The 24228-nt window shown below is 74.6% G+C and carries 22 protein-coding genes; 3 read left to right on the top strand and 19 right to left on the bottom strand.

The window, feature by feature from the left end; translation table 11 throughout:
* Positions 1-31: 31 nt before the first annotated feature.
* On the bottom strand, positions 32-487 hold the full coding sequence (locus AB0J71_RS41210) for a YceI family protein (protein ID WP_364419559.1): 456 nt from the start codon (positions 485-487) through the stop codon (positions 32-34).
* Positions 488-502: 15 nt separating this feature from the next.
* Here AB0J71_RS41210 and AB0J71_RS41215 point away from each other — a divergent pair, with 15 nt between their 5' ends.
* Entirely contained in the window at positions 503-946 is a 444-nt protein-coding gene (locus AB0J71_RS41215) for a MarR family transcriptional regulator (protein ID WP_364419561.1), read from the top strand.
* Positions 947-995: 49 nt separating this feature from the next.
* Here AB0J71_RS41215 and menC read toward each other — a convergent pair whose 3' ends face one another.
* The 12 genes from menC to AB0J71_RS41275 all read right to left on the bottom strand — a co-directional run bounded on the left by menC (position 996) and on the right by AB0J71_RS41275 (position 15896).
* Positions 996-2114, bottom strand: coding sequence for an o-succinylbenzoate synthase (gene menC / locus AB0J71_RS41220; protein WP_352325732.1), 1119 nt, complete (start codon positions 2112-2114; stop codon positions 996-998).
* Complete coding sequence (locus AB0J71_RS41225) at positions 2111-2869, bottom strand: GNAT family N-acetyltransferase (RefSeq protein ID WP_352325731.1); 759 nt, start codon at positions 2867-2869, stop codon at positions 2111-2113. Before AB0J71_RS41225 ends, menC begins: the two co-directional genes overlap by 4 nt.
* Positions 2870-2922: 53 nt before the next feature.
* Positions 2923-4530, bottom strand: a complete 1608-nt coding sequence (locus AB0J71_RS41230) for a helix-turn-helix domain-containing protein (RefSeq protein WP_352325730.1) — start codon at positions 4528-4530, stop codon at positions 2923-2925.
* Positions 4527-6077, bottom strand: coding sequence for an amidohydrolase family protein (locus AB0J71_RS41235; RefSeq protein WP_364419563.1), 1551 nt, complete (start codon positions 6075-6077; stop codon positions 4527-4529). The genes AB0J71_RS41230 and AB0J71_RS41235 overlap by 4 nt, the downstream gene beginning before the upstream one ends.
* 41 nt (positions 6078-6118) lie before the next feature.
* Entirely contained in the window at positions 6119-7831 is a 1713-nt protein-coding gene (locus AB0J71_RS41240; protein WP_364419565.1) for an ABC transporter ATP-binding protein, read from the bottom strand.
* The gene (locus tag AB0J71_RS41245; RefSeq protein WP_352325727.1) at positions 7824-8681 is read right to left on the bottom strand and encodes an ABC transporter permease; all 858 of its coding nucleotides are present in this window, start codon (positions 8679-8681) and stop codon (positions 7824-7826) included. Before AB0J71_RS41245 ends, AB0J71_RS41240 begins: the two co-directional genes overlap by 8 nt.
* Positions 8678-9625, bottom strand: a complete 948-nt coding sequence (locus AB0J71_RS41250; RefSeq protein WP_352325726.1) for an ABC transporter permease — start codon at positions 9623-9625, stop codon at positions 8678-8680. The genes AB0J71_RS41245 and AB0J71_RS41250 overlap by 4 nt, the downstream gene beginning before the upstream one ends.
* Entirely contained in the window at positions 9625-11184 is a 1560-nt protein-coding gene (locus AB0J71_RS41255; RefSeq protein ID WP_352325725.1) for an ABC transporter substrate-binding protein, read from the bottom strand. Before AB0J71_RS41255 ends, AB0J71_RS41250 begins: the two co-directional genes overlap by 1 nt.
* Positions 11185-11305: 121 nt before the next feature.
* Positions 11306-12871 carry a serine hydrolase domain-containing protein gene (locus AB0J71_RS41260; protein WP_352325724.1) on the bottom strand — a complete coding sequence of 522 codons (1566 nt, stop codon included), beginning with the start codon at positions 12869-12871 and terminating at the stop codon, positions 11306-11308.
* A gap of 59 nt (positions 12872-12930) precedes the next feature.
* Entirely contained in the window at positions 12931-13785 is an 855-nt protein-coding gene (locus AB0J71_RS41265) for a M55 family metallopeptidase (RefSeq protein WP_352325723.1), read from the bottom strand.
* Positions 13786-13787: 2 nt separating this feature from the next.
* Positions 13788-15221: an MFS transporter gene (locus AB0J71_RS41270; protein WP_364394049.1), complete on the bottom strand. Its 1434-nt coding sequence runs from the start codon at positions 15219-15221 to the stop codon at positions 13788-13790.
* 63 nt (positions 15222-15284) lie between these two features.
* Entirely contained in the window at positions 15285-15896 is a 612-nt protein-coding gene (locus tag AB0J71_RS41275) for a TetR/AcrR family transcriptional regulator (RefSeq protein WP_352325106.1), read from the bottom strand.
* A 68-nt stretch (positions 15897-15964) separates the two neighbouring features.
* Here AB0J71_RS41275 and AB0J71_RS41280 point away from each other — a divergent pair, with 68 nt between their 5' ends.
* Positions 15965-17296, top strand: coding sequence for a M14 family zinc carboxypeptidase (locus tag AB0J71_RS41280; RefSeq protein WP_352325105.1), 1332 nt, complete (start codon positions 15965-15967; stop codon positions 17294-17296).
* Here AB0J71_RS41280 and AB0J71_RS41285 read toward each other — a convergent pair.
* The 4 genes from AB0J71_RS41285 to AB0J71_RS41300 are packed head-to-tail and all read right to left on the bottom strand — an operon-like array spanning position 17262 to position 21422.
* Positions 17262-17948 carry an alpha/beta hydrolase gene (locus AB0J71_RS41285; RefSeq protein WP_352325104.1) on the bottom strand — a complete coding sequence of 229 codons (687 nt, stop codon included), beginning with the start codon at positions 17946-17948 and terminating at the stop codon, positions 17262-17264. The two genes, AB0J71_RS41280 and AB0J71_RS41285, sit on opposite strands and share 35 nt — an antisense overlap.
* Before the next feature lie 2 nt (positions 17949-17950).
* Positions 17951-19285 (bottom strand): NAD(P)/FAD-dependent oxidoreductase, encoded by a 1335-nt coding sequence (locus AB0J71_RS41290; RefSeq protein ID WP_364394054.1) that lies wholly within the window; start codon positions 19283-19285, stop codon positions 17951-17953.
* On the bottom strand, positions 19282-20547 hold the full coding sequence (gene kynU, locus AB0J71_RS41295) for a kynureninase (RefSeq protein ID WP_364419567.1): 1266 nt from the start codon (positions 20545-20547) through the stop codon (positions 19282-19284). Before kynU ends, AB0J71_RS41290 begins: the two co-directional genes overlap by 4 nt.
* A gap of 14 nt (positions 20548-20561) precedes the next feature.
* Entirely contained in the window at positions 20562-21422 is an 861-nt protein-coding gene (locus AB0J71_RS41300) for a tryptophan 2,3-dioxygenase family protein (RefSeq protein WP_352325100.1), read from the bottom strand.
* 172 nt (positions 21423-21594) lie between these two features.
* Here AB0J71_RS41300 and AB0J71_RS41305 point away from each other — a divergent pair, with 172 nt between their 5' ends.
* A complete protein-coding gene (locus AB0J71_RS41305) occupies positions 21595-22038 on the top strand; it encodes an Lrp/AsnC family transcriptional regulator (protein WP_352325099.1) in 444 nt (147 codons plus the stop codon).
* Here AB0J71_RS41305 and AB0J71_RS41310 read toward each other — a convergent pair.
* Positions 22016-23254, bottom strand: coding sequence for a carboxylesterase family protein (locus tag AB0J71_RS41310; RefSeq protein WP_364419569.1), 1239 nt, complete (start codon positions 23252-23254; stop codon positions 22016-22018). The genes AB0J71_RS41305 and AB0J71_RS41310 overlap by 23 nt on opposite strands.
* Positions 23251-24228, bottom strand: a complete 978-nt coding sequence (locus tag AB0J71_RS41315) for an amidohydrolase family protein (RefSeq protein ID WP_352325108.1) — start codon at positions 24226-24228, stop codon at positions 23251-23253. The genes AB0J71_RS41310 and AB0J71_RS41315 overlap by 4 nt, the downstream gene beginning before the upstream one ends.

Below are 24228 nucleotides of genomic sequence, written 5' to 3' on the forward strand. Positions count from 1 at the left end.
AGCCGACCGGTTTCCGGTGTCTTGCCGGTGGTCAGGCGGATCTGACGGCGGAGATGTCGAATTCCAGGGTGATCCGGTCGGAGATCATCACGCCGCCGGTCGCCAGCGTGGCGTTGTACGTCATGCCGAAGTCCTTGCGGTTGATCGCCGTGCTGCCCTCGAAGCCGACCCTGGTGACGCACTGGGCGTCGACCGCGGTGCCGGTGTAGTCGAGCGGGACGGTGATCTGCCGGGTCACCCCGCGGATCGTCAGGTCGCCGGTGACCTCGAAGCTGTCGCCGCCCGCATGCTTGACGGACGTGGACTCGAACGTGATGTGCGGGTGGGCGGCGGCGTCGAGGAAGTCGCCGGTGCGCAGGTGGCCGTCGCGCATCTGGTTGCCGGTCTGGATGCCGGCCACGTCGAGCACCACGCGGACAGCGGAGGCCGCCGGGTTCGCCGCGTCCAGGCGGGCGGTGGCCTCCTGGACGGGGATGCTGCCGCGCACCTTGGTCACCATGGCGTGGCGGGCGACGAACAGCAGGCGTGGCGCAGGTTCGGGCTGGCCACCCGCCTGCTGACCGACCGCCTGGAACGCGACCTGATGGCGGCCGCCGGCATGCCGCCCACCTACTACGAGCTGCTCGTCCTGCTCTCGGAGGCCCCTGAGCGCACGATGCGCATGAGCGAGCTGGCGCAGTGGACCAACTCCAAGCCGAGCCGCATCTCGCACGCGGTCAACAAGCTGGAGCAGAAGGGGTGGGTGCGCCGGGAGCACTACGCCGGCGACCGGCGCGGGTGGCTGGCCGTGCTCACCGACGACGGGCACGCCGCGCTCCGGGCGGCCGCCCCGAAGCACGTGGCCAGCGTCCGTGAGCACCTGGTCGACCTGCTCACCGCGGAACAGCTGCGGCAGCTCGCCGACATCAGCCAGGTCCTGCTCGACCACCTCACCGAGCAGGAGTGAGGGCGCCCGTCCGGCCGGGCGGGGGCGAAGCGCCCGGCCGACGGTCAGTTCATCGGGCGGGGGTGACGCGGACGGGCGGGTCGGTGGTGAAGGCCGCCAAGGCGTCCGGGTCCGGCGTGACGCCGACGCCGGGGCCGTCGGGCACGGTGATGGAGTCGCCGGTCAGCTCGATCGGCGCGGTGATGTCACGCTCGTAGTAGCGGGCGGTCGCCGAGATGTCGCCCGGCAGCGTGAAGCCGGGCAGGCTGGCCAGCGCCAGGTTCGCCGTCCGGCCGAGCCCGGTCTCCAGCATCCCGCCGCACCACACCGGCACGTCCGCGGCCAGGGCCAGGTCGTGGATCCGGCGGGACTCCAGGTAGCCGCCGACCCGGCCGGGCTTGATGTTGATGATCGAGCAGGCGCGCGCCCTGATCGCGGCGGTGGCGGAGCGGGCCGAGGTGATCGACTCGTCCAGGCAGATCGGGGTGTCCATGCGGGCGGCGAGCCGGGCGTGGCCGTCCAGGTCGTCCGGGGCGAAGGGCTGTTCCAGCATGGCCAGGCCGTAGGCGTCCAGGCCGGCCAGGTGGCGGGCGTCGGCGGGGGTGTAGGCGGTGTTGGCGTCGGCGGTGAGCATCAGGCCGGGGCCGAACGTCTCGCGCACCAGCCGCACCGGCTCCAGGTCCCAGCCGGGCTCGATCTTGAGCTTGATCCGGGCGTACCCGGCGCCGATGTGCCGGTCCACGGTGTCGAGCAGGTCGTCGAGGGTGGCGGCGATGCCGACGGACACGCCGACGCGCACGCTGGACCGCACCCCTCCCAGGTGGGCGGCGAGCGACAGGCCGCGCGCCTTGAGCACGGCGTCCAGCACGGCCGTCTCGACGGCGGCCTTGGCCATCGGATGGCCGCGCAGGTGGGCCAGCGCGGGCCCGACGCCGGCCGGGTCGAGGCGCGGCACCGCGAACAGGGCGGGCAGCAGGAAACGGCGGATGAGGTCGGCCGCGCCCTCCAGGTACTCGGGGCTGTAGGTGGGCTCGTCGTCGGCCACGCACTCGCTCCAGCCCTCCTCCCCCTCGGCGCCGCGCACGCGCACCAGCAGCGCCCGGCGCACGGTCTGCGTGCCGAGCGAGGTGCGGAACGGGGTGATCAGGGGCAGCGCGACCGTGCGCAGCTCGGCTTCGGCGATCCTCATGCCGCGCGCTCCAGCACGTACCAGCCGTCCCTGGTGAACCCGGCGATCCGGTAGCCGCGGGCCAGCGCGCCGCCCAGGGCGGCCCGCTGGGCGGTCCGCCACCGCGCGGCCTCCCGGGGCTGCTCGCGCCGCAGCCGCTCGGCGTCGGCGGGCGTGGCGCAGCGCAGCACGGCCGCGCCGCCCGGCTCGCGCGGCGCCCCGGTCTCGTCGAGGATCACCTCGGCCTCCTCGGTCCCGCCCAGGGCGCCCGGCTCGCGGTCCGGGGCCGGGTGCACGGGCCAGTGGGCGAACAGGCGGTCGGTGACGTCGCCGCCGTTGATGCCGTCGTTCATCGGCCCGTAGAAGTCGGGCACGTACCGCTCGGCCCGCGCGCCGAGCCTGGCGAGGTTGAAGAAGGCGTTGCGGCGGACGAGCGGGTCGAAGGTCCAGGAGATGGAGTTCAGGGCACGTTCGGCGGCCCACGCGCGCTGGTGCGCCTTGATCGCCTGGCCGATCCCCCGGCCCCGCGCCTCGGCGGCCACGCCCACGACGTGGGAGTGCAGGCTGCCCCCCTCGGCGAGGAACCCGGAGGCGGCGGCGACGAGCACGCCGTCGAGGAAGGCGCCGCCGATGTAGCCGCCGGTGTGCTCAAGGGCGCACATGAGGTCGACGGCCACCGGCGGGTCGTCGCCCGCCCTGGTGTTCCAGACGCGGCGCAGCAGCCGGTCGGCGGCCTGGAACTCGGAGGTCCCGTGGAGGATGCGGATTTCGAGCATGGCACCAGCATTCCGCCGGACCGCCGCCGGATCGTTGGCGCGCAAGCCCAACTTCAGCCGCCGCCGTTTGTGCCGGACGCCGGGCTCTGGCCGCCGCTCGCGCCGGACGCCCCGATCTCGGCCAGCCGGAGCTGAAGGCCCAGCACGAGCCGGACGTCGGGGTCGTCGAGCGCGATCAGCTCGCCGATGCGGCGCAGCCGGTACCTGAGCGTGTTGGGGTGCAGCGACAACGCCTCGGCCGCCCTGGGCACGTCGTAGTGGGCGGCCAGCCAGGCCCGCAGGCTGCGGACGTACTCGGTGCCGTGCCCGGCGTCGTGCTCGGTCACCAGGGACAGCGGCTCGCCGACCAGCGCCGGGCCGGACCGCATCGAGGCGGCCGCGTCCAGCAGGAACAGCGCGGCGGCCAGCTCCTCGTGCAGGCCCACCTCGCCGCCCGCGAGCGGGCCGCCCATCGCGCGCAGGGCCTCGTCGGCCTGCCGGGCGGCGGCGGGCACCTGCGCCAGCGAGGCCGCGACCCGTCCGACGCCGGCCCGCCAGTGGCCGCCGAGCCGGTCGGTGATCCGGCCGAGCGTCTCGGCGGTGACGCGGCGCAGCAGCGCGGTCCCGGCGCCGGCCGCCACGATCGCGTACGTCCGGCCGTCCACGGCGCCGACGGCGGCCCTGATCCGGTAGACGGCGTAGGCGGTGCGCAGCAGGTCGGCGGCGTGCGTGGCGGCGAAGACGTCGGTCCGGCCGGCCGGGTCCCCGGCGGCCACGACCCTGACCGGCTCGTCCGGGCGCAGGCCCAGGGAGGCGGCCAGCTCGCCGGCCGGGCCGACGCCGCGCAGCAGCCGGCCCACCCACTCGTCCCTGGTCCGGCGGGCCTCGTCGGCCGCCAGGCTGAGGCGGGCCAGGTGCGGGGCGGCGGTCCTGGCGGCCTCGGCGAGCACGGCGTCGGCGTCGGGCGCGAGCGGCTCGTCCGCCTGGATGGCCCAGATCGTGCCGAGCGCCTCGCCCCTGGCGCGGACCGCGATGGCCAGCCGGGGCAGGTACTCGCGCGGCTCGTGGCTCCACACGGCGCCCTCGCAGCGCAGGACGGCGGCGTACTCCTCGGCGTTCGTCGGGTGCTCGGGCACGCGCCGGCCGAGGATGCCCTCCCTGCGCAGGTCGTCGATCGGCTGGCCGATCGTGGAGTAGGCCAGGACGCGCATGGCCAGGTCCTCGATGGCCACCGCGCCCCCGACGCGGGCGGCGACCTGGTTGGCCAGCGCGAACAGGTCGCCCGCCGGGCCACCGCCCAGGTCCGCGGCCGGGGCGACGAGCGCGAGCAGGGCGTCCACCAGGGCGTAGAGCTGGCCCCAGGCCAGGCCGGGGGCGGCGGCCAGCAGCGCCACGCCCGCGTCGCGGGCCGCCTCGGTCAGCGCCGCGGCGTCGCCGAGCCCGTCCCGGACGACGACCGCGCTCACGCCCGCCGCGGCCGCGCTCTCCAGCAGGGACGGCTCCGGCCGCCCGGTGGCCAGCAGCAGCGCCCCGGCGTAGGCGGCCAGCGGCTCGTCGGAGCCGTGGATGACCGGCGCGCCCACCATCGCCTGGCGGCCGGCCGGCAGGCACAGCGCGCTCACCGTCTCCGCGCCGAGGCTGTCGAGCAGCACGCCGAGCGTCACCCGGCCCTGGCCGCTCACGCCCGGCTCCCGCGCAGGAGGCGTCCGTGCCGGCCGCCGGTGAACTCGCCGTCCTCGATCACCATGCGACCGCCCAGGAGCACGTGGGTGACGCCGGCCGGGCGGGTCGCGGGCTCGTCGTAGGTGCCGTCGTGGCGGATGGCCGCGGGGTCGAACACGCACACGTCGGCCACCGCTCCCCTGCCCAGCCAGCCCCGGTCGGCCAGGCCGAACTGGGCCGCGGTGGCCGAGCCGGCCTTCCTGATCGCCTCGGCCATCGGCACGAGCCCGCGCTCGCGCACGTACTCGCTGAGGAAGGTGGGGAAGGTGCCGTACGTGCGGGGATGGGTCGGCCCGGCGGGCGGCCCGCCGTCGGAGCCGATCGACACGAGGGGGTGCCGCATGATCCGGGTGACGTCGTCGTCGTGCATGGTGTGGAAGACGCCGTCGGCGTGCGGGTCGGCCATGAGCAGGTCGCACAGCGCGTCCCAGGGCTCGCGGCCGTCCAGCAGATCGGCCAGCGAGCGGCCGGTGACGCCGGCGGAGGCGTGCCGCAGCAGCCGCACGTCCTCGGGGTGCGTCTCCCGCCACAGGCCGACGCCGGTCGTGCGCTCCGGGTCCTCGGCCAGCGCGCGCAGCGCCCGCCGTTCCCCGGGGTCGGCCAGCCTCCTGAGCAGCTCCGGCTCGCCGCCTTCGCACGCCGCGGGCGGCAGCAGCGCGACCAGTCCGGTGCAGAACGCCCGGTATGGGTAGACGTCGGCCCGCACGTCCACGCCCCTGACGCGGGCGGCCGTCAGCTTGTCCAGCAGCATGGCCGACGAGCCGTGCACGGCCCGGCCCGACGCCTTGCAGTGGGAGACCTGCAGCCGCACCCCGGCCGCCGCCGCGACCTCGACGGCCTCGTCCAGCGCGGCGGCCAGCCCCTCGCTCTCGCTGCGCAGGTGGGTGGCGTAGACGAGGTTCCAGCGCCGGGCCGCGCGGGCCAGCGCGATCAGCTCGGCGGTGCCGGCGTAGGCGCCCGGCACGTACTCCAGGCCGCTGGACAGCCCGCACGCGCCCGCGGCGAACGCCTCCTCGGCCAGCTCGGTCATCCGCTCCAGCGCGCCGGGCGGCGGCGCGGCGTCCATGCCGCAGACGGCCGTGCGCAGCGTGTTGTGGCCGACGAGCGCGGCCAGGTTGTTGGTCGTGCCCTCCCGCTCCACGGCGTCGAGGTAGCCGCCGAAGGTGGTGAAGGCGTGCTCGCCGAAGATCCCGGGGGTGAAATGGGGCGACTCCGGGTCGGCCGGCCCGCAGGAGAAGCCGCAGTTCCCGATGATCTCGGTGGTGACGCCCTGCCACAGCTTGAACGGCTGCTCCCCGGCCATGAACGGCACGGTGTCGGAGTGGCTGTGCGGGTCGACGAAGCCGGGCGCGACGACCATGCCGTCCACGTCCACCACGCGGGCGGCCCGGCCGAGGTCGCGGCCGGTCGCGGTGACGCGTCCGCCGGCGACGGCCACGTCCGCGGTACGGCCCGGCGAGCCGAACCCGTCGTGCAGGGTGCCGCCGCGCAGGATGAGGTCGTGCATGAAGGTCTTACCTTTCCCGGGTACGAGGTTCGTCGGTCATGTCAGGGGACGGCCGCCACCAGGCGCCTGGTGTAGTCGTGGGCCGGGGCGTCCAGGACGGCCGAGGTCGTCCCCTCCTCCACGACCGCGCCCTTGAACAGCACCACGGTCCTGACGGCGACCTGGCGGACGACCGCGAGGTCGTGGGTGATGAACAACATCCCGGTGCCCAGCTCCCGGCCGATGCCGCGCAGCAGTTCGAGCACGTGCGCCTGGACCGACACGTCCAGGGAGGCGACCGGCTCGTCGCAGATCAGCAGCGCGGGCCGGACGGCCAGGGCCCGGGCGATGGCGACGCGCTGGCGTTCGCCGCCGGACAGCGCCTTGGGGCGGCGGGCGGCGTACGCGGCGGGCAGCCCGGCCAGCTCCAGCAGCTCGCCCACGCCCATCCGGTCGGCGGGCGCGGCCCTGGCGATCGCCTCGGCCAGCGTCGCGCCGACGGTCATGGCGGGGTTGAGCGAGGTGGAGGGGTCCTGGAAGACGCACTGGACGAGCCGGTGCACGCGGGCGCGCTCGCGCGGGTCCATGGCGGCCCGGTCGGTGACGTCGAGGCCGGCGAGCCGGATCCGGCCGCCGTCGGGGGTGACCAGGCCGAGCACCGACCGGGCCAGCGTGGTCTTCCCCGAGCCCGACTCCCCCACCAGGCCGACGGTCTCGCCGGGGTTCACGTGCAGGCTGACGCCGCCCAGGGCGGTGTGGGCGCCGTACCGTTTGCGCAGGTCCTCGATGTGCAGCAGCGGTTCGCCGGCGGCCGGGGCGGCGGGGAGCGCGGCCTCGCGCAGCGCCGGGCGGGCGGCTCCGGCGGTATCGTGCACGCAGGCGGTCAGCCGGCCGGGCCCGATCGGGCGCAACGGCGGCCTGGCCGCGGTGCAGGCGTCGGCGACCCGGTCGCAGCGGGTGGCGAACGCGCAGACGTCCGCCACCGCGTCCGCCCGCGGCACGGCGCCCGGGATGCCCACCAGGCGCTCCAGCGTGCGTTCCGCCGAGGGCAGCGCGGCCAGCAGCCCGGCCGTGTACGGGTGCGCGGGCTCCGCGGCCAGCTCCGGGCCCGGCCCCTGCTCGACGACGCGCCCGGCGTACATCACCGCGACCCGGTCGCAGACGGCGAACGCCACGCGCAGGTCGTGGGTGATGAGCAGCACGCCCATGCCGCGCGCCTCCTGCACCCGGCGCAGCAGCGCCAGGATCTCGTGCTGGGTGGTGGCGTCCAGCGCGGTGGTGGGCTCGTCGGCGACGAGCAGCTCGGGGTCGCCGGCCAGCGCGGCGGCCAGGGCGATGCGCTGCCGCATGCCGCCCGAGAGCTGGAACGGGTAGCGCCCGGCCACGGCGGGGTCGTCGATGCCGACCTCGGCCAGCCTGCGCGCGATCTCCTGCCGGGACGTGCGGCCGGGCAGGGTCTCGGCGATGTGCGCGCCGGCCGTGCGCAGCGGGTTGAGCATGGCGAAGGGGTCCTGCATGAGCAGCGAGATCCGCCGTCCGCGCACGCCGCGCAGCAGCCGCTCGGACGCGCCGACGAGCTGCGCGCCGCCGACCTCGACCGACCCCTCGGCGCGCAGGCCGCGCGGGAGCAGGCCGACGAGGGCGCGGGCGGTCAGGGACTTGCCGCTGCCGGACTCGCCGACCAGCCCGACGGTCTCGCCCGCGGCGACCGTCAGGTCCACGCCGTCCACGAGCACCCGGTCGCCGACGACCCGCAGGCCGCGTGTCTCAAGCATCGGAGAGCCTTTCGAAGAGCTGGTCGCCCAGCAGGGTGGCGGCGGTGGCGGCGACGGTGACCAGCGCGGCGGGCACCACCGCTGCCCACGGGTTGAGGTCGAGCAGGCCGCGGTTCTCCTCGATCATCAGCCCCCAGTCGGGCGTGCCGGCGGGCAGGCCGATGCCCAGGAAGGACAGGCCGGACAGGGCGACCAGCGCGGCGACGAAGCTGAGCAGCGCGCCGGCCACGACCGTGGGCGCGATGTTGGGCAGCAGGTGCCTGAACATGATGCGGCCGCGGCTGAGCCCGAGTGTACGTGCCGCCTCGGCGTAGGCGAGCTCGCGCTGGGCCATGGTGAGGCTGCGCACCACCCGGATGTCGCCGGGCGTGAACAGCACCGCCATCGCCAGCACCGCCCAGCCGATGCCGCCGCCCAGCACGCCCACCAGGACGATCAGCATGAGCAGCCCCGGCATCGCGATGAGCAGGTCGACCACCCGCATCATCACGGCGTCGATCCAGCCGCGGCGGTAGCCGGCCAGCAGCCCGAGCGAGGTGCTCATCGCGCACGTGCCGAGCGCGACGACCAGCGGCCACAGCAGCGCCGAGCGGGCTCCGGCCAGGCAGCGCGACAACACGTCCCGGCCCAGCTCGTCGGTGCCCGCCCAGTGGGCCCAGCTGGGCATCGACGCGCCGAGCGCGAGGTCCTGGGCGGCCGGGTCGTAGGGCGCGAGCCACGTCCCGAACAGCGCGGCGAACGCCATCAGGGCGAGGATCCCGCCCGACAGCAGCGTCAGCGGCCCCGGCCTGGACCGGCGCAGCCGCCGCGCCCGGCCGCCGAGGCGCACGGTCCCCGTCACGACGCTCACGCGGCCACCGCCCCATGACGCACCCGCGGGTCCACCGCGAGGTAGGCCAGGTCGATCAGCAGGTTGACGGCGACCACCACGGCGCCTCCCATCAGGACGAGCGCCTGGACGACGGGCAGGTCCTTCTGCCCGACGGCGCTGACGAGCAGCTCGCCGACGCCGTGCAGCCCGAAGGCCCGTTCGACGAACAGCGCGCCGGTGAGGTTGGCGGCCAGCAGCAGTCCGCCGACCGTGAGGACGGGCAGCGCGGTGTTGCGCAGCGCGTACCCGATCCAGTAGCGGGCCCGGCCGACGCCGCGCGCCCGGGCGAAGGTCATGAAGTCCTGCCCGGCCAGGTCGAGCGCGGCTGCCCGCATCTGCCTGATGACGACCGCCGCCTGCCCGGTGGCCAGCGCGATGGCGGGCAGCGTCAGGTGCGCGACGCGCTCGGCGAACGTCTCGCCCGCGCCGAAGACGGGGAACCAGCCGAGGGTGACGGCGAAGCCGTACAGCAGCAGGATGCTCATCGCGAACGGCGGGATCGCGAGGCCGACCAGCGCGGAGAGCGTGATGCCCCGGTCGAGCGGGCCGCCTCTGCGCATGGCGGCGGCCAGCCCGGCGGGCAGGCCGACGGCGAGGGTGAGGATGATCGCGTAGGCGGCCAGCCCGGCGGTGACGGGCAGCCGGTCGGCGATGACGCTGGTGACGGGCTCGCGGCTGTAGAGGGAGGCGCCGAAGTCGCCGCGCACGGCGTCGCCGAGCCAGGTGGCGTAGCGGACGGGCAGCGGGTCGTCGAGGTGGTACTGCGCGCGGACGGCGGCGCGCGACTCCGCGGTGGAGGGCCGCGGCCCGAGCAGGACCTGCTCCGGGTCCCCGGGGGCGAGCGCCAGCAGCGCGTAGGTGAGCACGGACAGGACGCCGAGCAGGAGCAGCGCGGCGGCCAGGCGGCGGGCGACGAAGGCCATCAGACACCGGCCGCCGGGCGGATGGTGCTGAAGACGTTCATGGTCCAGGTGCCGAACTGGCCGGTGAACCGCTTGCGCAGCGCGACGGCGGCCTCCTTGGTGTAGAGCGGCACGTACGGCACCTGGTCGGCGATCTCGGCCAGCACGTCGGTGACGACGGCGGCACGGTCCGCTCCCTCGAGCTTGCCCAGGTCGTCGAGCCGGGCGTCCGTCTCGGGCGAGCCGTAGCCGCTGAAGTTGAAGCCCTGGGGCCCGGCCGAGGCGCGGCTGACCAGGTCGGGCAGCACCTCACCCGGGTCGGGGGTGCCGTAGAGCAGGTCGACGAGCTGCAGCGGGGTGTCCTGGTGGCTGAACATGCGCTGCCGGTACTGCTCGGTGGGCAGCGGCTGGAGGTCGAGCTTGACGCCGATCACCGCCAGGTCGGCGACGATGGCCTGCAGCGCCTTGACGTCGTCGCTGCCGCTGTCGTACGGCGCGGTCAGGGTGAAGCCCTGGGGGTGGGCCGACTTGGCCAGCTCGGCCTTGGCGGCGTTCACGTCGTGGGGGTAGGCGGGCAGCTTGGGCAGCTTGCCGCCGTACAGGGCGGCGAGCTGCGGCTTGGGCAGCATCAGGTCGGCGATGCCGCCGTGGCCGCTGGTCATGAGCGTGGCCAGCGCCTCCCGGTCGAGGGCGTGGGCGATGGCGCGGCGGACGTGCACGTCCTTGAGCGGCCCCTCGCGCACGCCGAGTGACAGGTAGGTGATGTTGTTGGCCGGGTAGAAGGAGGTCGTGACGCCGGGCAGGGCGCTCCACTTGCGCGTCTCGCTGACCTGGATGTCGTTGGTGCCGTCCACCTCGCCGGAGGAGACGGCCAGGCGCAGCGTCTCGGCGTCGCCGATCGCCTTGATCTCGATCTTGCGCAGCTCCGGCTTGGGGCCCCAGTACAGATCGTTGCGTTCCAGCGTCACCCCGGAGGTGAGCGAGAACTTCGTGACCTTGAAGGGGCCGGAGCCGAGCGTGCCGACCTCGGGCGAGCCGAGGTCCTTCGGGTGCGCGGCGGCCAGCCTCTTCGGGACGATCTGCCAGGCCAGCGCGGCGGTGGCCAGGAAGCTGGCGCTGGGCTTGCTCAGGGTGACCTTCACCGTGCGCGGGCCGGTGGCCTCGGCCTTCTTGACCTGCGTGACGTAGCTGGCGGCCTGGGAGGTCACGGCGGGGTCGAGGTGGCGGGTCAGGGAGTAGGCGGCGTCCTCGGCGGTGACGGGCGTGCCGTCGCTGAACTTCGGGCCCTCGCGCATGGTGAAGACGTACGTGCGCGGGTCGGGATGGGTCCAGGAGGCGGCGATGCTCGGGATGACCCTGCCGTCCGCGCCGAGGGTCACCATCGTGTCGAGGACGGCGAACTGCACGGTCGTGGAGGCGTCGTTGAAGCCGTGGGCGATGTCGAGGCTGTTGGGGGCCGTCCCCGTCGCCCAGCGAAGCGTGTCGGGGGCCGCGCCGGAGCTCGCGGCTCCGGCGCAGCCGGCCACCAGCACGAGCAGAGCGCCCGTGGCGAGCCTGGCGAGTGCGGTTGCGGATGTCATGGAACCACCTCGGGGTGTGAGCGGGGGGAATAGTCGGACGCTAGAAGCCCGGCCTTCCTCGTTCACTGACCCGGCAGCCAAACTCTGCGCGCCCCGGCTCGTGCTGCAGGCCAACACGGCCCTAGACCAGACCAGGGGGGACGCCGACGGGCGCGGTGCCCTCGGGCTGGGCGGCGAAGCGCAGTCCGAGCAGACCGAAGCCGCTGAGCAGCAGGTCGCCGTCCCCGTCGAGGCGCAGGGTGAACGGGCCCGCCCGCCACGTCCCGGCGGGTGCGGGGGCGACGGGGGCCTGGAAGGTCAGGCCGACGCGCAGCGTCCCCTCGTCGATGACGGCGAGCACGCCCGTCTCGTCGTTGAGCCAGGCGCCCTGCGGGGCGGGCTGCTCCCCCGGCGGGTCGCAGGGCTCGTACACGTTCGGCCACCGGATCGAACCGTCGTGGCCGAACAGCAGCCGCCCGTCCTCCGGCACGATCCAGATCCGGCCGGCCGGCACCTGGGCGTACCAGCGGCCGTCGACGTCGAGGGCGAGTTCGAGGTCGGCGGCGCCGGTCAGGGCGATCTTGCCGTCCTGGTCGTCGCCGGCGGGTTCGAGCGTGAGCGTGGCGTCGGTCTCCGGGTCGTACCAGTGCCCGAGCAGGGCGGGCCGGGCCGCCTCGGCGTCGGCCCGGGGGGCGGGGGCCGGGCGGGGGGCCGGGTCCTGGCCGGTGAGTGCGCGGGCCAGGCCGAGGCTGAGGCCGACCGGGTCCAGGCCGCTGTGGTTGGTCAGCACGGCCACGCCGAGGCCGGGCTCCGGCAGGTGGAGCAGGTTGCCGACGTAGCCGTGCATGCCGCCGGCGTGGCCGTAGGCGTCCAGCTCGCCGACGGTCAGGTGGCAGATGCCGCGGGCGTACCGCAGGACGGCGCCGTCGGCGAGCGTGGTGCGCTCCAGCAGCGCGCTGCGCACGTCGGCGCCCAGCACCCGGCCGTCGGCCAGGAAGCCGAGCCAGGGGGCGAGGTCGGCGACGCTGGTCACCAGGCCGCCGTCGCCGACCGCGCTCTCCTGCGTGTCGGCCCGCGCGCCGGCGCCGTCGTAGCCGTAGGCCATCCGCGGCAGCGGGACGGAGGCGTCGTCGCGGAAGACGGTGTCGTCCATGCCGAGCGGCTCGAAGAGCCGTTCGCGGGCGAAGTCGGCCAGCGAGCGGCCGGTGAGCCGCCGGATCACGACGGCGGCCAGGACGTAGCCGGTGTTGGAGTAGGAGAAGCGGGTGCCGGGCTCGAACGTGGTCCGGCGCATGCTCGCCACGATCTTCATCAGGCGTTCCTCGTCCATCAGGGTGAACGGGACGCCGGTGACGGCCTGCAGGCCGTACCACTCCGGCAGGCCGCCGGTGTGCCGCAGGCACTGGTCGAGCGTGACGGGCACGCCGAGCCGCAGCTCGGGGACGTGCTCGCGGACGTCGTCCGACAGGCTCAGCCTGCCGTCGCGGGCCAGCAGCAGCAGGCACGCGGCGGTGAACTGCTTGCTGATGGAGGCGATGTCGAAGCGGGTGCGGGAGTCGATCGGGACGCCGAACTCGACGGTGGCCATGCCCCTCGCCGCGGTGTGCAGCACCTTGCCGTCGGCATAGACCCCGACCGCCAGTCCCGGCCCGCCGGGGCGGAGGCCGGGAAGGGCGTCGAGCGCGCGTTCTACCTGCTCAAAATCCATCGTTCAAGTATCTGGATGTCCGGGTTCGAAACGCTTGTCCGGAGCGGCAAACCTGGGGGCTACCTGGTTGGTCTGCCGTACAGGGCCATCCTGGCGATCATGGCGTCCGCCGCCAGGTGGTAGCAGGTCGTCACGCATCCGAGCACCTCCCTCGGGGTGGTGAAGGTGGCCGCGAGCGTCTTGTCGGCGATGCGGCGCACGCCCGGCACCAGCTCGCCCAGCTCGGCGGCGGGCGTGGTGGGCATGTCGATCTCCAGTTCCAGCACGCCGGGCAGCTCGAGCGGCCGCAGCTCCCCGGCCGAGCGCACGGTCTCCGCGGCCGCCTCCTTGATCAGCCGTCGCGCCTCGGACGGCGAGAGGCTGTCGGCCGCGGTGTGCCCGTGAGCGATCTTGACGGCGACCGTGCGCACCCCGGGGAACGCCTTGCCGGCGACGTCGCAGATGACGTCGTCGCCGGTGAGCAGCCCCACCGGCACGCCGACGGCGGCCGCCTGGAGTGCGTTGACCTCGGCCTCGGAGACGATCGCGCCGTTGAGCCGCACCTCGTAGAAGTGCGAGGAGTAGGTGTGGGCGAGCACGCCCGGCGAACCGGCGGCGGCGTGGTAGCCGAGGAACATGGCCACGTCGTGCTCGGCCGAGACGCCCTCGGCCATGCAGTCGAGCTTGGGCGTGCCGAAGATCAGCCGGGCGCGCGGGTCGAGCTCCTCGTGCAGCAGGTTGTCCATGGTGCCGTGGCTGTCGTTGACCAGGACGCTGGTGGCCCCGGCCGCGAAGGCGCCCTCGATGGCGGCGTTGGCCTCGGCGGTCATCAGGCGCTGCGCCCGCGGGTAGCCGTGGCCGGCGCGGGAGACCTGGTCCATGGTGGCGATGCCCGCCACGCCTTCCATGTCGATGGAGATGTAGACGTTCGTCATCGTCACAGGCTTTCACCGGGGCGGGCGGACGGCTTCGTCGCCAGGGCAGAAACCGCCGGCCCCGCTTGCGTCTTCCGCACAGTCGCGGGGATCACGAAGGCGGCGGCGACGGCCAGCAGGCCCAGCGCCGCCGACAGCAGGTACGTCTCGACGAAGCTCTGCTCGGTGGGCACCCCCGCGACGGCGCCGGAGGCCAGCACCATGGCGCCGAACTGCGCCCCGAACGTGCCGCCGATGCTCTTGGCGACGAAGACCACGCCGCTGACCCCGGCCGCGCGCTCGCCGGGCACGTCGGCGGCCACGGCGTTGAGCCCGGCGGTGAGGCCGATGGAGGCGCCCAGCCCGATGACCGTCACCGCGGCCATGACCTGCCACGCGGCGGAGTGCCACAGGGCCAGCCCGCCGGTCCCGCCGCAGACGAGCACGCTGCCCAGCACCAGCACCGCGCGCCGGCCGAGCAGCCTGGTCATCGGCCCGACCAGCGGCGCGATCACGGTGCCCGCGACGCCCATGGGGAACATGTAGATGCCGATCCACAGAGTGTCGGCGCCCTGGCCGTACCCGGTGCCGGCGGGCGCGGCCAGCATCATCGGCAGGGCGACGACGAGGCCGAAGGAGGCGAAGCCGAGCAGCACCCCCATGGCGGTCACCCCGGCCGGGGTGCGTCCGGCCAGCAGCCGCAGGTCCACCAGCGGGTCGGCGACGCGCAGCTCGACCACCGCCCACGGGCCCAGCGTCAGCGCGGCGGCGGCGAACAGGGCCAGGGTGGCCGGGGACGTCCAGCCCCAGCTGGAGACGGCGGTCAGGCCCAGCATGACCAGGGCCACGCCGCCGCCGAGCAGCAGCCCGCCCGCCCAGTCGACGCGACCGCCGGCCGCGCGCGGGGTGGACGGCACGGTGAACCAGGCCAGCAGGGCGGCCGCCGCGACGCCGGCCACGGCCAGCAGGAACAGCGACCGGTAGCCGAGGGCCGAGGTGATCGGCCCGGCCAGGATGAGACCGAGCGCGCTGGCCAGCGCGGCGACGCCGACCACCAGTCCGTTGCCGGTGGCGGCGCGCTCGGGGGTGAGGGTGTCGCGGAACAGCCCGACGGTCAGGGGCAGCACGCCCAGCCAGATGCCCTCGATCGCCATGCCGGCGATCATCAGGGTGATGTTCGGCGCCAGGGCGGCGAGCAGGACCCCGGCGCCGCTGATCGCCATCAGCGCGAGCAGCACGCGCCGCTTGTCGTACATGTCGGCCAGGCGGCCGACGATGGGGGTGGCGATCGCCGAGCTGATCAGCGAGCCGGTGAAGATCCACGCGAGCGCCCCGGGCGAGGCCCCCAGGTCCTGCTGGACGAGCGGAAGCGCGGGCGAGAGCGTCATCTCCATGGTCTGGAGCACGCCGATGTACAACACCGGCGCGCCGATGACGCCGAAGCCGGATCTGGACATGGTTCTGCCTTTCGGGGTGGGGTGACGTGCGGCCGTGTGGTCCCCCCGAACCCCGGCCGTGATCTAGGCCGGTCCGAGCACCGCCGGCGTGATCAGCGCCAGGGCGGTCTCGACGAAGAACTCCTCGTCGGCCTCGTGGGCGCCGAGCACGACGCTCTGGCCGAGGCCGGACAGCAGGGCCGACAGCGCCCGCGCCAGGCGCAGCGCCTGGCCTTCGGTGACGGCGGCCCCGCCGTGCTCGCGGCCGGTGAACAGCGCGGCGAACTCGACCTCGGTCGACCTGATCGAGGTGTTGAGCCTGCGGTGCAGGTCGGGGTCGTTGAGCACGAGGTCGAGCACGCGGGTCTCGAACAACATGCGGCCGGCCGCCTGCGGGTCGGCCGACATGTGCAGGTAGCGGCGGGCGATCTCGGCCACGACGTCCGCCAGCCGGGCGCCGAACCCGCCGGTCTCGGGCGTGCGCAGGTCGAGCGGGCCGACGTAGTCGTCGACCATGGCGGCCATCAGCCCGTTCTTGCCGCCGAACAGGGAGTAGACCGCCCCCGTGGTCAGGCCGGCCAGCTCGGTGATGTCCTCCAGCTTGGCCTTCGAGCCGTCCCTGCCGACGATCTCGCGGGCGGCCTCGATCAGCGCGCGCCTGTTGGCGGCCTTGCTTTCCGCCCTGTTCAGCCGCATGACATCTCCTGCATGCCGTAAAGATAATCTGATTTACTAGAATAATCCAGATTATCAGGAGGCCCGAAATGGACGTCACCCCCCACATGAGCCGCGTGCCCGACTTCACCGCGTTCCCGACGGTGGACCAGATGCACGCCGAGCTCGACGACCTCGCCGCCGCCCACCCCGACCTGGTGCGCCTGCGCCGCATCGGCACCTCCCGCCTCGGCGAGCCGCTGCGCGTGGCCACCATCGGCGCGGGCCCCCATGACGCCGTGATCATCGGCGGCCCCCACCCCAACGAGCCCATCGGCGCGCTCACCGTCAGCACGCTGCTGCGGCAGCTCGTCGAGGACGCCGCGCTGCGGGAGGAGTTCGGCTTCCGCTGGCACCTCATCCCCTGCGTCGACCCCGACGGCGCCCGGCTCAACGAGGGCTGGTACGCCCGCCCGAGCGACCGCCGCGCCTACGCCGAGCACTTCTACCGCCCGGCCGAGGCCGACCAGGTCGAATGGACCTTCCCGCTGACCGGCGAGGACTACTTCTTCGACCGCACGCTGCCGGAGACCGAGGCGCTGATGCGGCTGATGGACGAGGTGCGGCCCGCCCTCGTCTACTCCCTGCACAACGGCGAGCTCCAGGGCGCCTTCTACTACCTCAGCCGCAACGACCCCGCGCTCGCCGCCCGCCTGACCGCCATCGCCACGGCCGAGGGCCTGCCGCTGCACATGGGCCCGCCGGAGCTGCCGGGCGCCGTCCAGATCGCGCCGGCGGCCTACCTGACCCCGCGGGGCGCCGAGATCGGCCCGACGTACGGCACCGGCGGCGGCAGCGTCGACTACGCCGACCGGTTCGGCGCCCTGCACCTGGTCACCGAGCTGCCCTATTGGGCCGATCCCCGCGTCTCCGACCAGACCCCGACCGGCCAGAAGTACGAGGAGACGATCCGCGACTGCCTGGCCGGGCAGCGCGACCTGATCGGCGAGCTGGCCGCCTCCCTCGCCCGCGTCAAGGGCGACCTGACCGTGCGCTCCGCCTTCCGCCGGGCGCTGGAGGACTTCGTCGGCACCCACGACGACTTCATCGGCGAGTGGGAGAGCCTGCCCGGCACCGACCGCCCGGCCACGGTGGCCGAGGCGGTCGGCGGCCGGCAGCTCGTGCACCTCATGCGGCTGCGGTACTGCGGCACCTGCCTGCGCATGCTGGACGCCGAGCTGGCCGCGGGCAACGCGACGCCCGCCGTCCGGGCCGAGCGCGCCCGGCTCGGCGCGCGCTTCGACGAGTGGTTCGCCGAGGCCGAGGCCGACGCGCGGAGCACGCCGATCCCGCTGCGCTCGCTGGTCGCGGTGCAGCTCGGCGCGGCGCTGCTCGCGGCGGACGCCGTCAGGCGGGCAGGAGGGCGGTCAGCTCACGCCTGACCAGCGGCCAGGTTCGGCTCTCCGGATCGATGAGCACGAAGTGGCCCGCCCCCGGGACGCGCACCAGCGACGTCCCCGGGTGGGCCGCCAGGTACGACTCCGAGACCTGGACGGGGACCCGCTCGTCCGCCGTGCCGTGCACGATCACCAGCGGGCCTCGCCGGTCCGGCAGGCGTACCGGGTCCAGGCCGGGATGCTCGTCCGGCGGGCCGCCGAGGAAGTCGGTCACCGCGCCGTCGTCGAGGTCCAGCCGCGCGGCCAGCCGCAGGTCGGCGACCGGGGCCAGGGCGAGGACGGCGGTCCCGTCCGGGGCGGCGCACATGGCGAGATGACCGCCGGCCGAGTGACCGACGACCACCGAGGGACGCAGCAGGCCGACCGCGGCCCGCAGGTCCGCGACCGCTGCCGCCGGATCCCCCGGCCTGCGGCGGTACTCGACGGCGGCCACGCCGAACCCCGCCCGGTGCAGCGCGTTCGCCATGGGCCGCAGGTGCGTCCGGTCGTACTCCGGGCGCCAGAACCCGCCGTGCACCAGCGCCACCACGGGTCCCTCGCCCGGCCACAGGTCGATCACCTGGTCGGCGTCGGCCCCGTACCGCAGGGTGCGCAGCGGGCCGGGCGCCGGGCGGGTCAGGACGGCGCGGTTCTCCATCCTCACCTCCCGCCGGACCGGCGGGAGCCGAGCCGGGCGAGCCCGGCCGCGCCCGCCGCCAGCAGCGCGGCCCCGGCCGCGGCGGCCCCGGCCAGCAGCAGCTGCTGCCGCCGTACCCGCCGCCTGACCTGCGCGTACGGCACCGTGGAGAACGACACCAGCTCGTACCGCGACACGTAGCGGCCGGGCAGCGCGCGTTCCAGCCGGTGCTCCACGCTCTTGGTCAGCCGGTGCACCGGGGAGGCGACCTTGTCGCGCATCTCGACGAAGTTGGCCAGCGCCATCTCGGCGATCGCGTCGGTGTCGTCCCTGCGCCGCGACTCGAACAGCGGCAGCGCGCGGGCCCAGTCGCCGCCGGTCTCCGTCAGGCACCGGTCGAGCACGGTGACGTCCTCGAAGCCGCAGTTGGCGCCCTGGCCGTAGAAGGGCACGATGGCGTGCGCCGCGTCGCCGATCAGGCCGACCCGGCCGTCCGTCTGCCACGGCGCGCAGCGGACGGTGCCGAGCCGGCCGACCGGGTTCTCCATGTACTCCCGTACCAGACCGGGCGCGAGGGGGGGCACGTCCGGGTAGTGGGTGCGGAAGTGGCGTTCGATCGCGGCGGGGCTGCTCAGCGAGGCGAAGCTCGACGTGCCGTCGGTCGGCCAGAACATCGTGCAGGTGAAGGAGCGGTCGGGGTTGGGCAGCGCGATCATCATCGAGGTGCCGCGCGGCCAGATGTGCAGGGCGCCGGGGTCGAAGGCGAAATCGCCGGCCACGGGCGGGATCGTCAGCTCCTTGTAGCCGTGGCCGAGGAAGTCCAGGCTCTCCTTGATGCCCCGGTGGGCCAGCAGCTCGGCCCGTACGGCCGAGCCGGCCCCGTCGGCGCCGAGCACCACGCCGGCCGCCGCGCGCACCGGGCCGGCCGCGGTGTCGAACTCCATCGCGCCGGTCGCCGGGTCCAGGCCGGTCAGCCGGTGCCCGAAGAAGATCTTCACGCCGGGCGCGGACTCCGCGGCGTCCAGCAGCGTGTTGTTGAGCGCGCCGCGGCTGATGGAGTTGATCGAGCGCACCCCGTCGTGGCTGTAGGGCTGGAAGTTCAGCGGCCCGTCCACCGGGTGGATCATCCGGCCGCGCATCGGCAGCGCGCCGGCCATGACCTGCTCCTCCAGGCCGATCCGGCGCAGCGCGTCCAGCCCGCGTTCGGAGATCGCCAGGTTGATCGAGCGGCCGCGCTCGGCGAGCCCGGCGCGCGGGTCGGGCCGCCGTTCGTAGACGGTCACGTCCAGGCCGCGCCGGGCCAGGTAGCAGGCGAGCAGGCAGCCGGTCAGGCCGGCGCCGACCACGGTGACGTTCATCGGTCCTCCTCGACGCACTCGGCCAGCGCGACGGCGGCGCGCCAGCAGTCGTGGTAGGTCGAGTACAGGGGCGTCGGCGCCAGGCGGACGACGTCCGGCTCCCGGGCGTCGGCGATCACCCCGTGCTCGTGGCGCAGCCGGCGGGTCAGCTCGGCCGCGCCGCCGCGCTCGACGCGCAGGGAGAGCTGGCAGCCCCGGCGGGCCGGGTCGCGCGGCGTGACCACCGTGAGCGGCCTGGTGGGGGTGACCCGGTCGAGCAGGCTCTCCAGGTACGCGGTGAGCCGTACGCTGCGGGCCCGCAGGGTGGCCATGCCGATCCGGTCGAAGATGCCGAGCGAGGTGCGCACCGGGCCCATCGCGTAGATCGGCGGGTTGGAGACCTGCCAGGCGTCGGCGCTGGCCGGCGGCCGGGAGACCGGCGCCATCTCGAACCGGGTCGCCTGCTCGGTGCTCCACCAGCCCTCCAGCCGCTGCAGCGCCGGGTCGCCCAGGTGCCGCTGGTGGACGAACACGCCGCCGAGGGCGCCGGGCCCGGAGTTGAGGTACTTGTAGGAGCACCAGGCGGCGAAGTCCGGCCCCCACGCGTGCAGCTCCAGCGGCACGTTGCCGGCGGCGTGCGCCAGGTCCCAGCCGACGGCCGCACCGCTCGCCCGGCCGGCCGCGGTGATCGCCGGCATGTCCATGAGCTCGCCGGTCAGGTAGTTGACGCCGCCCAGCAGGACCAGCGCGACCGTGTCGCCCTCGCGGTCCAGGAAGTCCAGCACCTCCCGGCCGTCGCGCAGCCGGACCACCGTCTCGTCCGGGTCCAGGCCGTGCAGGCGGGCCTGGCTGCGCACGGCGTAGCTGTCGGAGGGGAACGCGGTGTCCTCGATGAGGATCCGGGTCCGCGTGCCGCGCGGCCGGTAGAACGAGACCATCAGCAGGTGCAGGTTGACCGTCAGCGAGTTCATCACCACGGTCTCCTCGGGCAGCGCGCCGACCAGCCGGGCGGCCGGGCCGGTGAGCCGCTCGTGGTAGGGCAGCCACGGACGGGCCCCCTCCAGATGTCCCTCCACGCCGAGCCGGGCCCAGGCCTCAAGGTCCTCGGCCAGCTCCGCCGCCGTCGCCCGGGGCTGGAGCCCCAGGGAGTTGCCGGCGAAGTAGGCGCACTCGGGGTGGCCGCCGCCGTCGGCGGGCGGGACCAGGAAGAGCTCGCGGTGGCCCGGGTCGTCGCGGTCGCGGCGGAGGGCGTCCTGCTCGGCGGGCTTCCAGTCGTCGATCACGTGTCGTCCGTTCTTCACATGTGGGTCCGGGCGGACCACAGCTCGGGGAAGACCACCCGCGCCATGCTGCGCTCCAGCCAGGCCAGGCCGTTGGAGCCGCCGCTGCCGGGCTTGGCGCCCATCGACCGGCGGACCGCCGTCACGTGCTGGTAGCGCCAGTCGCCGAACTGCTCGGCCACGTCGGTCAGCGCCTCGCCGAGCAGCCGCGGCGCGTTGCCGGGGCCGGTGTCGCGGTACACCTCGACCCAGGCCCGCTCGACGGCCGGGTGCGGCTCGTGCTCGACGGCGAAGTCGCGCTCCAGCAGCTCGCGGGGCAGGTCGTGGCCGAGCCGGGCCAGCAGGGCGATGGCGTCGTCCCACAGGCTCGGCGACTCCAGGGTGGTGAGCAGGTCGCGGTGGGTGCGCTCCTGGCGTCTGAACGGGCGCAGCAGGGCCGGGTTCTTCAGCCCCAGCAGGAACTCCACGTGCCGGTACATCGCCGACTGCAGGCCGCTGGCCTCGCCGAGCTCGTCCCGGAAGCGGTTGAAGTCCGCGGGGGTCATCCAGCGCAGGCCGCGCCAGCTCGCGTTCAGGCCCTGCAGGTGCAGCACGGTACGGCGCAGCGGGTCCAGCGCGGCCCACACGTCGTCGGCCCGCAGCCGCTCCTGCGCGTTGCGCAGCTCGAAGGCGATGAGCTTGAAGTACAGCTCCATCACCTGAGTGATCATGAGGAACGACATCTCGCCCGCGTCGTCGCTCATCGGGTGCTGCAGATCGTGCAGCACGTCGGTGCGGACGTAGGCGTCGTAGGGAGTGCGGGTCTCGAAATCCAGGGTGGGAGCTCCGCCCGTCGCCCTGGCCCGTTCGGCGCGTTCCTCCGCCGTGGTCGGCCGCACTGCTGATAACTGTCGCGTCGCGTCCACGCGCTTGCCCTTCTCTTAGCCTTGCTGTCCCCATGATGGCGTCGGGATGATGGAGAAGGAATGCCAGATGGAAGGCTGTATCGCCATATAGGCTTATATTTCGGTATAAATCGTGATTTGAGGCTTACGAACGGAAGGCGTGATCGTGGACGAGACCGACTGGGAGTTGCTGCGTGAGCTCCAGGACAACGCCCGGCTCTCCCTCAAGGAGTTGTCCCGCCGGATCCACCTGTCCGCGCCCGCGGTGGCCGACCGCGTACGGAAGCTGGAGGAGTCGGGCGTGATCACCGGCTACCACGCGACGGTGGACCCCGTGCGGGCCGGCTGGCCGGTCTCGGCCTTCATCCGCATGTCCTGCTACGGCACCCGCTGCGTGCTGCGCGACCCCGAGGTGGCCGGCTGGCCGGAGGTCCGCGAGATCCACCGGGTCACCGGCGACGTGTGCAGCATCCTGCGGATCGTGGCGGTCTCCATGGTCGCCTTCGAGGACCTGATCGACCGCCTGGCGGTCTACGGGCCGCCCTCCAGCACCATGATCCTGTCCACCCCGCTCCCCGGCCACCCGCTCACCACCCCCGACGGCCCGTGACCCCGTCCGCCGCGCGGCCGGCCGGGGTCGTCCACGGGTTCGTGCCGTCGTGGCAGAAGCGGGCGAAGGCGGTGCTCATCTCGTGGGCCAGGGCGTCCACCTCGGGGCCCGTGCCCGTCAGCGGTGTTCCGTGGGTGCCGAGGTAGAGGGGCACGTCCACCAGGTGGCAGGCGCCCAGGGCGACGCCGCCGTGGCTCATGGGCGAGCGGTGCCCGCAGACGTGGTGCCCGGCGGGGCCGTGATGGGCGTCGGCGAGCTCCCGGGCGGGCCCGGCGAAGAGCTCGCCGGTGTCCAGGCCGTCCTGGCCGATCGCGGTGAACAGGCGGGTCTCCTCGGCCGTGGTCGTCACCAGCAGCGGGACGCGCGCGGCGGCGCCCGTCCGGACGGCCTCCACCGGGTGGACGGCCAGCAGGTCGCCGTCCACGACGGGCGCGGCGGGCAGCAGCCCCGCGGCCGGGGCGCAGGCGCGTACGGCGGCCTCCTCGGCGGCCAGCAGCCCGGCGAGCGGCACGGCGTACGGGTCGCCGCCGAGCGCGGAACGCGCCACCGAGGTCCAGGCGGCGGCCTCGGCGGGAGTGCGGAACCCGTACGGGACGGGGCTCATCGCCGCCGCCCTGGCGAACAGGCCGGGCGCGCACGTCATCAGCGCCAGCACGCAGGTGCCGCCCGCCGAGTGCCCGGCCAGGGTGACGTTCGCCGGGTCGCCGCCGAAGGCCGCGATGTTGGCGCGCACCCACTCCAGTGCGGCGATCTGGTCGCGCAGCGCCAGGTTGGCCGGCACGCCGTCGCCGTGCCAGAAGCCGGGCAGGCCGAGCCGGTAGTTCACGGTCACCACGACCAGGCCGTGGTCGCGGGCGAGCGCGGTGCCGTCGTACATCGCCTGGGAGCCGGAGCCGAAGACGAACGCGCCGCCGTGCAGGAACACCAGCACCGGGCGGCGCCCCTCGGCGGAGGGCGTCCAGACGTTGAGGAACAGGCAGTCCTCGGCCGACGTGGCCGGGTCGATCTCCAGGCCCGGCACCCACGCCATGCGGCCGGGCCGCTGCGGGGCGGGCGGGCCGGGGGTGCGGGCGTCCGCGACGCCCCGCCAGGGGCGCGCGGGCTCCGGCGCGGCGAGCCGGCGGGCGGGCGCGGCGTAGCGCACGCCCTTGAACGTGCTCACGCCGCCGGCCCGGACGCCGCGCAACGCCCCGAGCAGCGTCTCGGCGACCGTCATCCCCCGAGCCCCAGGAAGGCGGCGGCGTTGCCGCCCAGGACGGCCGCGCGGCCCTGCTCGTCCAGCTCGGCGCAGGCGCGCACGACCGCGCCCGGCTCCAGCTCCCCCAGCGGGAACGGGAAGTCGGTGCCGAGCATGACGCGCTCGGCCCCCATCACCTCCACCAGCAGCCGCAGGGCGCGCGGGTCGAACACCGCCGAGTCCACGTAGAAGCGGTCGGTGTAGGCCGACGGCGGCCTGGGCGAGTGCTCCCGGACGATGTCGCGCTGGTGCCAGGCGTTGTCGGCCCGGCCCAGCAGGTAGGCGAAGCTGCCGCCGCCGTGGCAGAAGCACAGCCGCAGCGAGCCCGGCAGCCGCTCGAACGCCCCGGACAACATCAGCGACAGGATGCCGAGGTGGGTCTCGGCCGCCATGCCGACCAGCCACGGCAGCATGTGGCCGCGCATGCGGTCGGCGCCGAGCATGTCCCAGGGGTGGACGAGCACCGGCATGTCCTGCTCGGCGCAGTGCGCGAGGAAGGCGACGATGTCGGGATCGTCCAGGTTGCGCGGGCCGACGTGGTTGCCGATGTGCACACCGCGGTGACCGGCGGCCTTGGCCTCGGTGACGGTCTTCGCGGCCAGGGCGGCGTCCTGCAACGGCACCTGGCACAGCGGCAGCAGCCGGTCGGGGGCCTGCGCGCAGTGGTCGAGCACGCGGTCGTTGACCATGGCGCACCACTCGGCGGCGCGGTCCGGGTCGGCCGCGTAACCGAACAGCAGCGGGGTCGAGGAGACCGCCTGCACGGCCACGCCGGTGCGGTCCATGGCGGCCACGCGGGCCCCGGCGTCCCACAGCTCCGGCGTGACCGGGCGGTAGTCGTCCTCGCCGCTCATCATCATGCCGTCGCGCAGCCACGGCTCGCCGGCCCCGGCGAGCGTCCTGGCCTCCTCGCGGGAGATCCGCGGGAAGACGTGCGCGTGCACGTCGATCAT

This window comes from Nonomuraea sp. NPDC049637 (assembly GCF_040675235.1).
Classification (GTDB): Bacteria; Actinomycetota; Actinomycetes; order Streptosporangiales; family Streptosporangiaceae; genus Nonomuraea.

Excerpts from the sequence above, each read along its gene's own strand:
- menC (WP_352325732.1), bottom strand. The coding sequence starts at position 2,114 with ATGAGGATCGCCGAAGCCGAGCTGCGCACGGTCGCGCTGCCCCTGATC.
- AB0J71_RS41225 (WP_352325731.1), bottom strand. The coding sequence starts at position 2,869 with ATGCTCGAAATCCGCATCCTCCACGGGACCTCCGAGTTCCAGGCCGCC.
- AB0J71_RS41235 (WP_364419563.1), bottom strand. The coding sequence starts at position 6,077 with ATGCACGACCTCATCCTGCGCGGCGGCACCCTGCACGACGGGTTCGGC.
- AB0J71_RS41240 (WP_364419565.1), bottom strand. The coding sequence starts at position 7,831 with ATGCTTGAGACACGCGGCCTGCGGGTCGTCGGCGACCGGGTGCTCGTG.
- AB0J71_RS41250 (WP_352325726.1), bottom strand. The coding sequence starts at position 9,625 with ATGGCCTTCGTCGCCCGCCGCCTGGCCGCCGCGCTGCTCCTGCTCGGC.
- AB0J71_RS41255 (WP_352325725.1), bottom strand. The coding sequence starts at position 11,184 with ATGACATCCGCAACCGCACTCGCCAGGCTCGCCACGGGCGCTCTGCTC.
- AB0J71_RS41260 (WP_352325724.1), bottom strand. The coding sequence starts at position 12,871 with ATGGATTTTGAGCAGGTAGAACGCGCGCTCGACGCCCTTCCCGGCCTC.
- AB0J71_RS41265 (WP_352325723.1), bottom strand. The coding sequence starts at position 13,785 with ATGACGAACGTCTACATCTCCATCGACATGGAAGGCGTGGCGGGCATC.
- AB0J71_RS41270 (WP_364394049.1), bottom strand. The coding sequence starts at position 15,221 with ATGTCCAGATCCGGCTTCGGCGTCATCGGCGCGCCGGTGTTGTACATC.
- AB0J71_RS41275 (WP_352325106.1), bottom strand. The coding sequence starts at position 15,896 with ATGCGGCTGAACAGGGCGGAAAGCAAGGCCGCCAACAGGCGCGCGCTG.
- AB0J71_RS41280 (WP_352325105.1), top strand. The coding sequence starts at position 15,965 with ATGGACGTCACCCCCCACATGAGCCGCGTGCCCGACTTCACCGCGTTC.
- AB0J71_RS41285 (WP_352325104.1), bottom strand. The coding sequence starts at position 17,948 with ATGGAGAACCGCGCCGTCCTGACCCGCCCGGCGCCCGGCCCGCTGCGC.
- AB0J71_RS41290 (WP_364394054.1), bottom strand. The coding sequence starts at position 19,285 with ATGAACGTCACCGTGGTCGGCGCCGGCCTGACCGGCTGCCTGCTCGCC.
- AB0J71_RS41310 (WP_364419569.1), bottom strand. The coding sequence starts at position 23,254 with ATGACGGTCGCCGAGACGCTGCTCGGGGCGTTGCGCGGCGTCCGGGCC.
- AB0J71_RS41315 (WP_352325108.1), bottom strand. The coding sequence starts at position 24,228 with ATGATCGACGTGCACGCGCACGTCTTCCCGCGGATCTCCCGCGAGGAG.